This is a genomic window from Nocardia sp. NPDC051929 (genome assembly GCF_044548645.1).
In the GTDB taxonomy this organism is placed as follows: Bacteria; Actinomycetota; Actinomycetes; order Mycobacteriales; family Mycobacteriaceae; genus Nocardia; species Nocardia sichangensis.
Genome location: NZ_JBIUCG010000015.1, coordinates 195,877 through 209,582 on the forward strand (window position 1 = coordinate 195,877; position 13,706 = coordinate 209,582).

At 68.9% G+C, this 13,706-nt stretch carries 14 protein-coding genes and 1 tRNA gene; 4 read left to right on the forward strand and 11 right to left on the reverse strand.

Translation table 11 applies throughout. From position 1 onward, the window contains the following. Nucleotides 1-33: 33 nt before the first annotated feature. The 3 genes from ACIHAX_RS21795 to ACIHAX_RS21805 all read right to left on the reverse strand — a co-directional run bounded on the left by ACIHAX_RS21795 (nt 34) and on the right by ACIHAX_RS21805 (nt 2,967). Nucleotides 34-1,272, reverse strand: coding sequence for an MFS transporter (locus ACIHAX_RS21795; protein ID WP_356968292.1), 1,239 nt, complete (start codon nt 1,270-1,272; stop codon nt 34-36). Further along, a complete protein-coding gene (locus ACIHAX_RS21800; RefSeq protein ID WP_397279308.1) occupies nt 1,269-2,321 on the reverse strand; it encodes a PLP-dependent cysteine synthase family protein in 1,053 nt (350 codons plus the stop codon). The genes ACIHAX_RS21795 and ACIHAX_RS21800 overlap by 4 nt, the downstream gene beginning before the upstream one ends. Before the next feature lie 229 nt (nt 2,322-2,550). Further along, a complete protein-coding gene (locus ACIHAX_RS21805; RefSeq protein ID WP_355075889.1) occupies nt 2,551-2,967 on the reverse strand; it encodes a hypothetical protein in 417 nt (138 codons plus the stop codon). A gap of 238 nt (nt 2,968-3,205) precedes the next feature. On the opposite strand from ACIHAX_RS21805, the gene ACIHAX_RS21810 reads away from it, so the two are divergent. Further along, entirely contained in the window at nt 3,206-3,883 is a 678-nt protein-coding gene (locus tag ACIHAX_RS21810) for a DUF4389 domain-containing protein (protein ID WP_355075891.1), read from the forward strand. Between the two features lie 25 nt (nt 3,884-3,908). Here the strand turns inward: ACIHAX_RS21810 and ACIHAX_RS21815 are convergent, their stop codons facing one another. The 3 genes from ACIHAX_RS21815 to ACIHAX_RS21825 are packed head-to-tail and all read right to left on the reverse strand — an operon-like array spanning nt 3,909 to nt 6,485. Beyond that, nucleotides 3,909-4,895 carry an ATP-binding cassette domain-containing protein gene (locus ACIHAX_RS21815; protein WP_355075893.1) on the reverse strand — a complete coding sequence of 329 codons (987 nt, stop codon included), beginning with the start codon at nt 4,893-4,895 and terminating at the stop codon, nt 3,909-3,911. Continuing rightward, complete coding sequence (locus ACIHAX_RS21820) at nt 4,892-5,719, reverse strand: ABC-2 family transporter protein (RefSeq protein WP_364429736.1); 828 nt, start codon at nt 5,717-5,719, stop codon at nt 4,892-4,894. Before ACIHAX_RS21820 ends, ACIHAX_RS21815 begins: the two co-directional genes overlap by 4 nt. Continuing rightward, on the reverse strand, nt 5,712-6,485 hold the full coding sequence (locus ACIHAX_RS21825; protein ID WP_355075897.1) for an ABC-2 family transporter protein: 774 nt from the start codon (nt 6,483-6,485) through the stop codon (nt 5,712-5,714). Before ACIHAX_RS21825 ends, ACIHAX_RS21820 begins: the two co-directional genes overlap by 8 nt. A 227-nt stretch (nt 6,486-6,712) precedes the next feature. On the opposite strand from ACIHAX_RS21825, the gene ectB reads away from it, so the two are divergent. Further along, nucleotides 6,713-7,969 (forward strand): diaminobutyrate--2-oxoglutarate transaminase, encoded by a 1,257-nt coding sequence (gene ectB, locus ACIHAX_RS21830; RefSeq protein ID WP_364429732.1) that lies wholly within the window; start codon nt 6,713-6,715, stop codon nt 7,967-7,969. A gap of 147 nt (nt 7,970-8,116) precedes the next feature. Further along, the gene (locus ACIHAX_RS21835; RefSeq protein ID WP_355075990.1) at nt 8,117-8,515 is read left to right on the forward strand and encodes a group 1 truncated hemoglobin; all 399 of its coding nucleotides are present in this window, start codon (nt 8,117-8,119) and stop codon (nt 8,513-8,515) included. Between the two features lie 124 nt (nt 8,516-8,639). On the opposite strand, the gene ACIHAX_RS21840 is transcribed toward ACIHAX_RS21835, so the two are convergent. Then, complete coding sequence (locus ACIHAX_RS21840; protein WP_356968276.1) at nt 8,640-8,969, reverse strand: metalloregulator ArsR/SmtB family transcription factor; 330 nt, start codon at nt 8,967-8,969, stop codon at nt 8,640-8,642. A gap of 86 nt (nt 8,970-9,055) precedes the next feature. Here ACIHAX_RS21840 and ACIHAX_RS21845 point away from each other — a divergent pair, with 86 nt between their 5' ends. Next, nucleotides 9,056-10,045 carry a zinc-binding alcohol dehydrogenase family protein gene (locus ACIHAX_RS21845; protein ID WP_397279271.1) on the forward strand — a complete coding sequence of 330 codons (990 nt, stop codon included), beginning with the start codon at nt 9,056-9,058 and terminating at the stop codon, nt 10,043-10,045. A 31-nt stretch (nt 10,046-10,076) separates the two neighbouring features. On the opposite strand, the gene ACIHAX_RS21850 is transcribed toward ACIHAX_RS21845, so the two are convergent. From ACIHAX_RS21850 to ACIHAX_RS21865, 4 genes are all read right to left on the reverse strand, one after another. Next, nucleotides 10,077-11,297 carry a carboxylesterase family protein gene (locus ACIHAX_RS21850; RefSeq protein WP_397279273.1) on the reverse strand — a complete coding sequence of 407 codons (1,221 nt, stop codon included), beginning with the start codon at nt 11,295-11,297 and terminating at the stop codon, nt 10,077-10,079. A 3-nt stretch (nt 11,298-11,300) separates the two neighbouring features. Continuing rightward, nucleotides 11,301-12,173, reverse strand: coding sequence for a VOC family protein (locus ACIHAX_RS21855; protein WP_397279275.1), 873 nt, complete (start codon nt 12,171-12,173; stop codon nt 11,301-11,303). Nucleotides 12,174-12,334: 161 nt separating this feature from the next. Further along, a complete protein-coding gene (locus ACIHAX_RS21860; protein WP_397279277.1) occupies nt 12,335-13,306 on the reverse strand; it encodes an Lrp/AsnC family transcriptional regulator in 972 nt (323 codons plus the stop codon). 285 nt (nt 13,307-13,591) lie between these two features. Next, nucleotides 13,592-13,665 (reverse strand) — tRNA-Arg (locus tag ACIHAX_RS21865). Between the last annotated feature and the right edge of the window lie 41 nt (nt 13,666-13,706).

The following is a 13,706-nucleotide window of genomic DNA, read 5'->3' on the forward strand; positions in this document are numbered from 1 at the left end:
CCCGGAGGCGCACATCCAGGACAGTCCGATCGATCACCCGACCGGTAGCGGTGCGTCGAGCCGTCCGGAGCGGGCGAGCGCGAACAGCCCCGCCGCCGCGGCTGCTCCCACGGCGACGAGCGCGGCCCACGCCAGTGCGCTCATCCCGGCCTCGCGCGTGCGGTCCAGCAGCGTTCCGATGCCCAGATTCCCGAGCAGGATGCCGATACCGACGATGGTGTTGTAGAGGCCGTAGTGCGTCGCCACCAGGCGGTTGCCCGACAACGCGACCACGGTGTCCATTTCGAACGGAAAGACCGCTGCCGCACCGATTCCCAGCGCGACCGCGGTCAACAGCAGTGCGCCGATCGCGGGCCCCACGCCGAAGCCGGTGCCCGGGATCACCACCAGCGGCACGAACGCGGACGCGAGTATCGCCATGCCGAGCGCCAGGCTGTGCGCGCGGCCCCACCGCTGCCCGAACCAGCGGGTGATGCGCAGTTGCCCGGCGATCGCGATCAACCCGGACAGTACGAACACCGCCGTCATCAGCACGGTGGCCGAGTCGCCCGCGATCCGTGCGGCGTGCACCGGCAACGCCAGGTAGACCTGGAAGGCCAGGACCGAGGAACTGATCATCGCCGCGGCGAACAGCAGGAACGGGCGGTTGGCCAGCACCACGCGCCAATCGTCCAGCACCGAGGTGGTTTTCGGCTCGGCGCGGTGCTGCGGCAGCGCGCGTAACTGGGCCAGCGTCAGCACGCCGAACACCACCGCGGCGCCCGTGGCGGTCGCGCGGAAGTCGACGGCCATCAGCGCGAGCCCGGCGATCGGGCCGAACAGTATGCCCGCCTGGTAGAAGACGTTGAACACGGCGAACGCCTCCACCCGGCGCTCGCCCGAGTCGACCGCCAGATACGCGCGGACCGCCGGGTTGAACAACGCGCCCGCGAAGCCGGTCGCGGCCGAGGCCACCAGCAGCGCGGGCAGCGTGTCCGCGACCGCGAGCAGCGCGAAACCGCCGGTGCGCAGCAGGCATCCGGTCACGATGAGCGGCTTGTAGCCGAGTCGATCGGCCAGCGTGCCGCCGACGAGGAACATGCCCTGCTGGGAGAAGTTGCGGATACCGAGGACGAGCCCGACCGCCCACGCGGCCAGCCCGAGCGGACCGGCCAGGTAACCGGCCAGGTAGGGCATCAGCATGTAGAAGCCGGTGTTGATGGCGAACTGATTGACCATCAGCATCCGGCTGGGACGGTTGAAGCCGCGGTAGGTGGCGATCAGATCGGTCATCGCGTCCGCTCCTTCCCGGCGGCGGCGCGGGGATCGACGACCGTCGTGCACCGGGTCCACGAGAGCGCGACGGCGTCGGACGGATGCGCGATGCGCAGCGGTGCGGTGGGTGGTGCGACGTCGAGCAAGCCGTGCTCGCGGCAGTAGTCGTCGTTGTACACCGTGTCGAAGTAGCGCAGCGGTCCGTCGGGAAAGACCGCGGCGATCCGCGTGGCCGGATCGCCGGTGCGGGCGAGCCAGCCCGCGACCAGGGCGACCGCGCCGACGCTCCAGCCGCCGCTGGCGTGGTGTGTCGCGGCGAGTCTGCGGCAGGCCCAGACCGCCTCCGCGGGCGCGACCCAGTGCACCTCGTCGAACGCCGAATAGTCGACGTTGTCCGGGTGGATACTCGAACCCAGCCCGCGCATCAGCCGTGGCCCCGCGGGCTGTCCGAAGATCGTGGACGCCACCGTGTCGACGCCGACCAAGCGCAGGTGCGGAAAGTATCGGCGCAGCGTGCGGGTGATCCCCGCGGAATGGCCGCCGGTGCCGACCGAGCAGACCAGGGCGTCGATCCTGCCCAGCTGGGCGACCAACTCGAGCGCCAGGGTCTCGTAGGCGTCCTGGTTGTCGGGGTTGCGGTACTGGTCCGGGCACCAAGCCCGCGGATCGCGCGCCAGCAGTTCGGCGACGCGGTCGCGCCGCGCCTGCTGCCAGCCGCCGGTGGGGTGCGGCTCGGTGACCAGTTCCACCCGCGCGCCGTAGGCCGCGAGCATCCGGTGCATGAGCGGTTCCAAGCCGGGGTCGGTGACCAGCGTGACCGGGTGGCGATACACCATTCCCGCCAGCGCCAGGCCCAGACCGAGCGTGCCGCTGGTGGATTCGATGATCGGAGCGCCAGGTGCGAGCGCACCGCGCGCGATGGCGCGCTCGACCATGTGCAGCGCGGGCCGGTCCTTCATGCCGCCGGGGTTGGCGCCCTCCAGCTTGGCCCAGAAGCCGAGGCCGTCCGGTCGCGTTGTGCCGCCGAGCGGTTCGGTGATCCAGAGCACGGGCGTGTTGCCCACCATGGTCGCCGGACGCGGACAGCGCTGGGCCGCCGTCAGGAGACTCGCCGGGCTCGCGAGCGGGGTCGTCTCCGGTTCGCGCGGAGCGGGATCGGGCACAGCCGGGTTCTGCAGCGCAGAAGTCATAGGGAATCGTCGATTCTGTGCGGTCGCTGTCGCAGCGACGGTGTGAGTGCGGACTTCGCACGAACACCGGCCGGGCCCCGGCAGGCTCCGGCCTGACGCTGACCGATCAGTTCCGATCGATGCCGAATCGAGTGAGTCTGTCTCTGCCCGGATATACCGGGAGGGTCGCGACCGGGGGTGCGCGCACGCCGCCCCCGAGCGCGGACCCAGGGGCCGCGAGCAGCACCGACACGGACGCGATCAACAGCAACAGCAGCAGCGAGACAGCGCGCGGCAGGGCGGCGAGCACACCATCGGCGGGCACATGCCGGTCCGGTTCGGCGGCGTGCTGATGCCGGTCGACGAGGATCGCCGGGGAGACGATAGAGGCCACGACGGGCCCGGACGCTTCGATGTGGGCGTGTGACGCGACAGCGTGGCCGAAGACATGGCATTGGGGCACCGCCATGGCGACCACCCAGACGGTGTACGTGAGAGCCACGATCATCCGGATCACCGGTAGCCGCAGCGCGCCGAACGTCACGCTGTCCGATGGTACAAGTTCGCCCGCGCGACGATCCGCGGGCGGGAACGACGATGCGGTCGCGGTGCGGGTGATATCGGCTGCGGCACAACGCCGGTCGTTTGCCGAAGACCGAATGCACCCCGATTCGTTGGCATGTCGGTATCAGATGGTGCCGTTCGCCGGCGGCCGAATACGCGACAATCAGGACACCTACTGGTTGTGGCATGGATCACAGCAACCGTAAGGAGCGTTGCTCATGGAACTCGAGAAGCCCGTCACGCCGCCCAGCCCGATTCGTGTTCGAGGCGATCTGGACTCCGCGCTGTCGCGGTGGCTGTGGCTGGTCAAGTGGCTACTGGCGATTCCGCACTACGTCGTGCTGTTCTTCCTACACATCGCGTACGCCGTGCTCACGGTGGTGGCCTTCTTCGCCATCCTGATCACCGGCAAGTACCCGCGGGGACTGTTCGACTTCAACGTGGGCGTCATGCGCTGGGGATGGCGGGTGACTTTCTACGCGCTCTCGGTACTGGGCACCGACAAGTACCCGCCGTTCAGCCTGCAACCGAACGCGGACTACCCGGCCGACCTGGAGATCGACTATCCGGAGACCTTGCACCGCGGCCTGGTGCTGGTGAAGTGGTGGCTGCTCGCCATTCCGCACTACCTGATCGTCGGCGCGGTGCTCAGCGGCGGCATCGCGATCGCGGGGAGCGACGGTGACGACTGGGGCGGCGGCTCGATCTCGTTGCTGAGCATCCTGCTGATCGTCGCGTTGATCGGGTTGCTGTTCACGGCGCGCTACCCGCAGGGCATCTACGACTTCGTGATGGGCGTCAATCGCTGGATCATCCGCGTGCAGGCCTATGCCGGTTTGATGCGGGACGAGTACCCGCCCTTCCGGCTCGACCAGGGCGCTCGCGAGCCCGACTGAACCGGTACCGAATCCGCCCGCCTGTTCAGCGGGCGGATTCGTATATCCGCCGGACGACGTCCTCGATCTCGGGCTCCTCGATCGACAGGTCCCGCACTTCGGCGCGCTCCGACACCGCGGCCAGTAATTGCGCGGCCGTGATCTGCTCGGGATCGAAGGCCAGCCGCTGCCGCATGCCGTCGCCTTCGGTGCCGAGCAGCTGGGCGCAGCGTAGATCGTCGAGGTCGGGCGCCGGTTCGGCCAGGTCGACCACCAGTACCCGGCGCGCGCCGACGGTGGCCGCCAGGCCGGTCAGCGACCCGTCGTACACCAAGTGGCCGTGATCCACGACGAGCACACGCTCGCAAAGCCTTTCGATATCGCCCATATCGTGGGTGGTGAGCAGCAGGGTCGTACCGCGCTCGGCCCGCTCCGTGCGCAGGAACTCGCGCAGCCGTTGTTTGGACAGCACATCGAGGCCGATCGTGGGCTCGTCCAGGATGACCAACTCGGGCGAATGCAGCAGTGCCGCGGCGACTTCCGCGCGCATGCGCTGGCCCAGCGAGAGCTGGCGCACCGGTGTGTCGAGTGTGTCGGCCATTTCCAGCTGCTCGATCAGTTCGTGCGCGCGCTTGCGCGCGGCGCCCGGCTCCAACCGGTGGATCGCGGCGAGGATCGAGAACGACTCGCGCAGGGGCAGATCCCACCACAGTTGCGAGCGCTGGCCGAACACCACGCCGATCCGCCCGGCCAGTTCACGTCGCTGCCGCACGGGATCCAGCCCGCAGGTGCGCACGGTGCCCGCGGTGGGGACCAGGATGCCGGTGAGCATTTTGATCGTGGTGGACTTGCCCGCGCCGTTGGCGCCGATGTAGCCGACGGCGGCGCCCCGCTCGATCCGGACGGTCATCCCGTCGACGGCGGTGAGCGTCTCGCGGCGCCTGCGCCAGCGGCGGCCGTTTTTGCGATACAGGATGAACTGCCTGGTGAGGCTCTCCATGTCGATGATCGCCTCCGGGCTGCCCGTGCTCATCCGCCGCCTCCCTGGTAGTGCCGAGTGCCCGATCGCCACAAACCCAGCGCCAGCAGCCAGACCCACAGCGCCGCCGCCGGGGTGAGCCAGGCCAGCCAGGCGGGCAGCAGCGGAGGGCCGGGCAAGCCGAGCAGCGCGAGGGTGGGCAGATAGGCCGTGAACGAGACCGGAATCGCGAACCCGAACAGCAGCCGCATGGGGGTGGGGAACACCGACGCCGGTTGCGTCGCCGCGAACGAGCCGCCGTAAGTGAAACTGTTGGTGAGCTCGGAGCCGTCGATCAGATAGAACTGCAATCCGGCGGCGCAGACGAACACCCCGCCGAACAGTGCGATACCGCCGACCAGCGTGAGTGCGAGCAGCGCGGCCGTGGTCGAACTCCAGGCGATGTCGTTGCGTGCCGCACCGGTCACCAGCGCGACGACCGAGACCGAGGCGCGAGCGAACCGGCGCAGGGAGATGTCGCTGGTGATCAATTGCAGCAGCAGTGGTTGCGGCCGCAGGTGGTAGGCGTCGAGCTGGCCCATCCGGATCAGCACCGGCAGCGTGTCGAGGTGGCCGAAAAGCACCTGGGACAGCGCGAAACTCGTGTTGCTCAACCCGAACAGAAGCAGTGCGCCGTCCAGGTCGAGGCCGCCGAGGACGCGTGCGGTGCGGAAGATGAGCCACACCTCGGCCAATTCGACCAGGCCCACCAGAAATGCGCTCAGAAGCTCACTGGCGAACGACAACCGGTAGCTGCGCTGCGCCCGGATCCTGGAGCGCAACACGGCCACGTAGGGCGTCGACCACGACTCGGTGCGCGGGGCAACGATGTCACCCACCCTGCACCTCCAGCCTGCGCCGGCCCGCGACGAGCAGCACGCGTCCGGCGATCGCGGTGACCACCACCCAGAACACTTGGATCCCGACGACCGAGAGTGCTTCCGCGCCGGTGATCCGTCCCGAGAGCACGTCGATCGGAGATTGCAGAATCGACGGGAAAGGCGTGGCCGCCGCGATGGCGCCCAGCCACGATGGGAACATGTGCACCGGCACGAACAGTCCGGCCAGGAACGTGCCCGCGGCGTAGTACAGCACCCGGATGCCGCGGGTTTCCACGACCCAGAATCCGATCAGCACCACGAGGAACCGGCACAGGAACGAGATGACCACCGCCAGCAGGACACTCACCGCTCCGAGCAGGTAGGGACCGGGCGTGACCGGCATCGCCAGCCCGAAGGTGAGCGTGCCCACCAGCACGCTCGGCACTCCGCGCGGCAGGAAGGTGCACGCCGCGCGCCCGAGATCATCGGCGAGATAGCCGCATTGGATGTCGACCGGGCGCAGGAAGTCGATCGCGATGTCGCCGTTCTTCACCCGATCGTCCAGCGGTCCCAGCGGTCCCATGAACTGCACCGCGCCGAGCAGCCCCTGGGAGAGCCACACGTAGGCGCCGACGCTGCCCCGGTCGTACCCGCCGAAGTCGCCCGCGGCATCCACCGCCGCGGCGAGGACGGCCGCGCGGACGAACCCGAACACGCAGTTGGTGAACAGCCCCGCGAACATGGCCATTTTGTATTGCCACTGTCTGCGGAATCCGGCGCCCACGAGGGATGTGTAGAGGGCGACGGCGCTGCGAAATCGTTCCCTGACGGCACGCTGTCCGCCCCCCTCCGGTCTGCCGCGCACAAGGAGTTGACTCTACTGGCCGCGGCGCGGAGCGGGAAAGGCTTCGGCGCGTTTTGAAGAAAAGGCCACATCCGGGCTGCGTCGATGTTAGAAACACTCTCACTTCAGATTGTGGAGCGCTCGCGCACGACGAGTAAGGAACGCCGATGACCGTCGCCGAGATGACTGTTTTCGAGGCACTCGAATCGAACGTGCGCGGGTACTGTCGCTGCTGGCCCGCCGTCTTCGACACCGCCAGCGGAGCGTGGTTGCGCGACGAGAACGGCAAGGAGTACTTGGATTTCTTCGCGGGCGCGGGCTCACTCAACTACGGCCACAACAACCCCGTACTCAAGCGGGCGCTGCTCGACTACATCGCCGGGGACGGCATCACCCACGGGCTGGACATGTCCACCGTCGCCAAGCGGCGGTTGCTGGAAGTGTTGCGCGACAACGTCCTCGCCCCGCGCGGGCTGGATTGGAAAGTCCAGTTCCCCGGGCCGACCGGAGCCAACGCGGTCGAGGCCGCGTTGAAGCTCGCGCGCAAGGTGACCGGGCGGCAGACCGTGCTGAGCTTCACCAACGCTTTCCACGGGATGTCGCTGGGCGCGCTGGCGGTGACCGGGAACGCCGCGAAGCGGTCGGGTGCAGGGGTGTCGCTCGGGCACGCGATGCCGATGCCATACGACGGGTATCTCGGTGTCGCCGACGATCTGCTGTGGATGCGTAAGGCGCTGGATGATCCGTCATCGGGGTTGGACAAGCCTGCGGCGGTGATCGTGGAGACGGTGCAGGGCGAAGGCGGCATCAATGTGGCCCGGGCGGAGTGGTTGCGCGGACTGGCCGAATTGTGTTCGGCCCGCGGCATTCTGTTGATCGTCGACGACGTGCAGATGGGTTGCGGCCGTACCGGGCCGTTCTTCTCTTTCGAGGTCGCCGGGATCACGCCCGATATCGTGACGTTGTCGAAGTCGATCGGCGGCTACGGTCTGCCGATGGCGTTGGTGTTGTTTCGGCCGGAGCTCGATCAGTGGGCGCCCGGTGAGCACAATGGCACCTTCCGGGGCAACAACGCGGCGTTCGTGACGGGGCGTGTCGCGCTCGAGCACTATTGGTCGGATTCCGCACTGGAACTCGCGACCGTCGCCAAGGGGGAGCGGATCGCGCGAGCCCTGGGCGAATTCGTCTCGACCTTCCCCGGAGTCTCGACGCGGGGGCGGGGCCTGGTGCACGGCGTCGCGTTCGAGGACACGTCTCTCGCGGAAAAGGTCGGCCGGGCCGCTTTCGATCGTGGCTTGCTCGTGGAGACGTCCGGTTCGATGGACGAGGTGATCAAATTGATGCCGCCCCTGACGATCGCCGACGACGAGATCGACCACGGCATCCGGCTATTGGCGGCAGCGATGGAAGCGGTGTGCGGATGAAGGCTTTCCGTACGTGTTGCGAAACTATCTCAGCGATGCCCGCGTGGCGGTGAGGAGCGAGTAATCGCGTTGCGACGAAGGCAAAAGAGTCGCGACACTGTACTAATCCGGACGCAACAGTCCGGTGGTGTCCTGGTAGCCATGCGAATGCCCTCCTGGCTCGGGAAGAGCAAGACAACCAGCAGCATCTACGACCAGATCGGCGGTCACGCGGCACTCGAGGTCGTCGTGGAAGATTTCTATACCCGCGTGCTCGCCGACGGTGAACTGGCCGGATTCTTCACCGGCACGAACATGTCGCGCTTGAAGGGAAAACAGGTCGAGTTCTTCGCCGCGGCCCTCGGCGGTCCCATCCCGTACACCGGTGCTCCGATGAAGCAGGTACACCAGGGCCGGGGTATCACCATGCAGCACTTCGGCTTGGTAGCGGGGCATCTGGAGGCGTCGCTCACCGCGGCGGGCGTGCCCGCCGATCTGGTCGCCCAGATCCTGGGCGCCATCGCCCCGCTGGCCGACGACATCGCCTCGTCGACCGCGACGATCTAGCCGCCGGGTCCGGTGGCGTGCCCGCTTCCGGTGGCGGGCAGGCGGGCTCGGCGACTGCGGTCCGCGCCCTACGCCGTAGTCGCCGCACTTTTCGGGTCCTGGCGGTTGCGCACCACGGTGTGATTCACGCGCGTTCGAAGGCGTCGACTATGTGGCCGACGAGGCCGGGGAATCGGGCCTCGATATCGTTGCGGCGCAGTGATGTCCAGCGCTTGGTGCCTTCGTCTCGCTGGTGGATCAGGCCGGCTTCGCGTAGGACACGGAAGTGATGGCTGAGCGTCGAGGGCGCGACATCCACGGGAAAGGTGCCGCAAACCCGCTCCGGCCCGGTCCACAGCGTCCGCACGATCGTCATTCTGGTCCGGTCGGACAGCGCGTGCAGGATGTCGAGGAGGTCCAGCTCGGCGACGTCGGGGTGCCGCGGTGGGGCCGTGTTCCGTTGCGATCGGGCCATGTGCGCACTCCCTCCTCCTTGGTGAAAGCAGGCTACCGTGCTTATTCTATGTTCGACGAACATCGAACATCGAATAAGGGGTCCTCATGCGGGCAGTGCAGCTGACCGGTCCGGCGCCGGATGCCACCACGACGCGGGTCGTCTCGACCGACGAGCCGCGCCCGGGTCCGGGCGAGCTGGCGATCGAGGTCGCCTACGCAGGTATCAACTTCATGGATGTCATGGCGCGACGCGGCGACGCGGGATATGCCTCCGGCTGGCCGTACACGCCCGGGCTGGAGGTGGCGGGCCGGGTGCGCGCGCTCGGCGCGGGGGTCGACCGTTTCGCCGTCGGAGACCGCGTCGCCGCGTTGACCCGCGCGGGCGGGCTGGCCGAGGTCGCACTCGCTTCCGCCGACGTGGTCACCGCGGTACCCGCCGCCGTACCGCTACCGGTCGCGGCCGCCGCGCCGCTCGTGCTGTCGACCGCCACGTTGTTGCTGCGCGATGCCGCCCGGCTGCGGCCCGGCGACTCGGTGCTCATGCACTCGGCCAGCGGGGGAGTCGGCCACGCGGTCGCGCGACTGGCGGCCGCCGACGGCGCGGGCCCGCGGTTGGGCACGGTGGGCAGGCCGGACAAGATCGCGGACGGGCTCGCGGCGGGGTGGGATGTCGTCACCGCGCGCGGCGAGGATGTCGTCGCCGCGGTGCGGGCCGCGGCCCCGGGCGGGGTGGACGTCATCCTCGATCCGACCGGTACCGCGAATCTCGAGCTCGACCTGGAACTGGCCGCGCCCGGTGCGCGAATCGTGCTGTTCGGCAACGCGACCGGTGGCACGCCCACGCCGTTGCCGCCGTTGGCCCGGCTCATCGGCGGCAACGTCGCCCTGATCGGGTTCAGCATCAGCCGGCTGCGGGACACGGTGCCGCACAGAGTCGCCGCGGCCCTCGCCGACGGTCTGGCCAAGGTCGGTGACGGCGGACTGGAACTGCCGGTGACGGTGGTCGACTCGCTGGACCGGGTCGCTGAAATACACGATCTGCTTGCCACTGGACGAGGTTCCGGCAAGTACGTCGTCGCGATCGGCGGCGAGTGAGGCTTCGGTGATCTCGGCTCGAGACACGGACCTAGACGAAGTGCTCGATGTGCGGGAACCCGGCCCAGCCGGGATCACCGGTGTGCACGAACGCAGCGCAGGCCTGCTGCACTTTCATGGTCAGTCGCCGCAGGTCGGCCGGGTCCGCGCCGGCCAGCATCGGCGCCGTGCGCCAGGCCTCGAGACGGCCGAACACGAAGGGTAGGTCGATGCAGTGGCAGGCTCGGAACAGGCTGTCCGGCGGAGACCAGTCGAACCGGAAAGCGAAGGCCGATCGGGTCGGCAGGCCGTCGAGGCCGAAGAACCGTTCGGTCAGCTCCGCAGGCCCGTCGGGGAAGAACGCGCGGGCTTCGTCGCGGGTCGTGCCGACCAGCATCGGCAGGTCATGGGGCAGTCCGCCCACCAGGTCGGCGGACACCCCACCCGCGGCGACCAGTTGGAACGGCGGTGTCACGTCCAGCGGTACGGCCCGCCGCCGGGCCAGCTCTCCCTGCGCGGACAGCAATCGGCCGATCGACACGGCCCGTAGCCGATCCGCCTTCTCGGGGTGCAGGCCGAGTACCTCGAGGAATTGCCGCCCGATCCCGGCGGCCGCGGCCGGGGCGTACGGCCGCGTCCCTGTCGGCGTGCTCTGCAGGATGACCTGCCGGAACAGCCCTACACCGGCCGGGTGGCGGAGCAGTGCGAGCGCCGACAGCGCCCCGGCCGACTGACCTGCCAGCGTGACGCGTCTCGGGTCGCCGCCGAACGCCGCGATGTTCTCCCGCACCCAGCGCAACGCCGCGACCTGGTCCAGCAAGCCCACATTGGGCGGGCCGTATTCCGGCGCCAAGTACAGGTACCCCAATACGCCGAGTCGGTAGTTGACCGTGACGACCACCATCCGCCCACGCTCGGCCAACAGGGAGCCGTCGTACCAGGCTTCGGCGCCCGAACCGCTGGAGAACCCGCCGCCGTGCAGCCAGACCAGCACCGGCAGCCCGGTGCCGCCCGGTGTCCATACGTTCAGCGACAGGCAGTCCTCGCTTCTGTCGAGTGCACTGCCCGGCCCCATCACCCGTTCCAGCCGCGAGCGTGGCTGTGGAGACGCCGGACCCGGCCGCCGAGCATCGCGTATCCCGGTCCAGGCGGCAGCGGGCCCCGGCGCGGCGAACCGCGCGGCCCGGCCGAACGGGATGCCGCGAAACGCGGTCACCGACCCGCTGCTGACACCGCGCAATGCCCCGGCGGGCGCGTGTACCAGTTCGTTCATCGCTCATGCCGCCAGGAAGGCGACCGCCCCGCCGCGGGCCTCGGCAGCCCCGACAAAGAATCCCCCGGGCAGCTCGCGCACGGTGAAACCGTTGCCAACCACCAGTTTCCGCGCGGCGTCGAGATCGGCGACGGCGACGGCCTGGCCCGCGAGGTAGGGCAGTGCGGGCACCGGCTCCCCGGGCAGGACCACCTCGAAGTCGGAGACCGCGACGATCTCCATCCGGCCCACTGTCAGCGGCAGGACCGTCAGCGGCGGCTCGGTCAGCGGCCGGACGTCGAGGATGCGGGCGTAGCGGTCGACGGTCGCCGCCAGTTCCGTGTCGTCCACGACGAGCAGCACACTGTGCAAGTGGGTGGCGCCGTTGGCGTGGTCCAGGTAGCGGGACTGATGGATCAGTTCGGGCGTCAGATGCCGGGCGATGTGGATCAGCCCCTCGGGGGTCAGCGCGCGGTCGAGGTGCACCGCCTCGAACCGCGCGGTCGCCGGGCCGTCGGGGGTGTCCACGTCGCGTTGCAGCGGCAGCACCCCGGACGACGACAGATCGGCCGCGCGCAGCCGGCGCTCGACCGCTTCGGCGTCCGCGCAGCCGAACGAGCAGCCGTGCAGACCCTCGTATTGTGCGATCAGGGGCCGGATCTGCCACGGATCGACCGAACCGTCCCCGAACAGCCCGAGCAGTTCCAGGTAGGTCGAGCCGAACAGCGCGCACCGGTTGCCCGCACCCATCGGTTTGCGCTCACCACCGGGCCGATCCGAGCCCATGTGCATGGACAGCGGCGTGAGGGTGAAGCCGAGCGCCTCGTATGTTCCGGCGGTGGCATCCATGTCGGTGGTGTAGAGGACGGAGTGGTCGATGCGATCGATGTCGGTCATGCCCAAAAGGCTGGGCCGCCGTGGGGCACCTGTTCCAGTCACCGCCCGTTGATTGCGGGATTTCGACATATTGCCGTCTGCAATGGTGGAATCGCTCACCCGGCCACGCAACGGCTCCCGCCCGGACTGTGCACCGAATAGGGCGGAAGTATGTGTCGCGCTCAGCGGCGTGTTCGGGTGAGGGCTGCGCCGACTCGCTTGCTGTTACGGATGACCGGAGCGCTCTCCACGCCGCGGATGCCCGGTAGGTTGCCGATGCCCTGTTCGAGAAAGTCGTAGAGGGCGTCCACATCGCGGCAGGCCGCGAACAGCAGCAGGTTGGTGGGGCCGGTGGTGGCGGCGGCGAAGGCGACGTCGGGATGCGCGGCGATCGCCTCGGCGGCCTGCCGCACCCGTGCCGGGTCGACGGTCAGCCACAGGATCGCCAGCGTCTCGAATCCCAGCAGTACCGGATCGATATCCACGTCGAAGAACAACGCACCGTCCTCGCGTAACTGGGCCAGGCGGCGTTTGGCCGTCATCTCGGACCACCCGGTCGCCCGGGCGATGTCGGAGTAACCGACGCGACCGTCCTGCGCGAGGATGGCGAACAATTCCTCGTCGCCCTCCGCAGGCGCTGTCGACGCCTGTTGAGACGGGGCCAGCGCGGCGATCTGCTCGGCGGTGAGCGAGTCGGCCCGGCCGTGCCAGCCGGCCGGACCGCCCGCGAAGACGCGCAGCAGGCAGTGCGCGGTGACGCCGGTGACCCGCGGCGTCTTCGGCAACTGCCCGAGCAGCAGGGCATCGCTCTCTCGGGAACTGCGGGTGCGGGTGACGCAGACGATCTGCGTGCCGCCCGAGGTGAGGCAGACCCACGAGGTATCCGGCCGCCGGGCCAGCGCATCGGCGACAGCCACCGCCGCGTCGGGGGTCACCTGGACCCGGACGAACCACTCCACCCACCCCAGTCGCCGGGAGTTCGGCAGGCCGACCACCCGCAGTTGCCCGGTGGCGCGCAGCCTGCGATACCGCCGTGCGACCGTCTGATCGGACACGCCGAGCACCGCTGCGATGCGGCTGAACGGTGCGCGCCCGTCGATGTGCAGCGCGTGCACGATCGCGCGATCGATGTGGTCCAGGACCGGAGAACTCACCGGCGACAGCGTACTGCGGCCCTCCGCGACCGAATCCTCATCATGGGCGTGCTCACCCACGGCGATCTTCCGGGCCACCTTCGGCGTGCCGCCGTACTTCCTGGCCGGCTGCTCCGAAGCGGTGCCGCAACTCGGTCGCGAAGTCGTCGGCGAACTCGGCCGGATCGTCGAAATTACGCTCCGGATAGAGAAGCCGACTGGGCAATGTTCTTTGGTGTTTGAGCGTCGCGCTCGGTGGGTACTACCCCTGTGACCCGTTGTATGTACAGGTCACAGGGGTTGTTGCGCCCCCGGCAGGAATCGAACCTGCGACCTAGGGATTAGAAGGCCCTTGCTCTATCCAACTGAGCTACGGAGGCAGCGGGTTCTACGATGGCCGACATTGGCCGTGCTGTCCAGC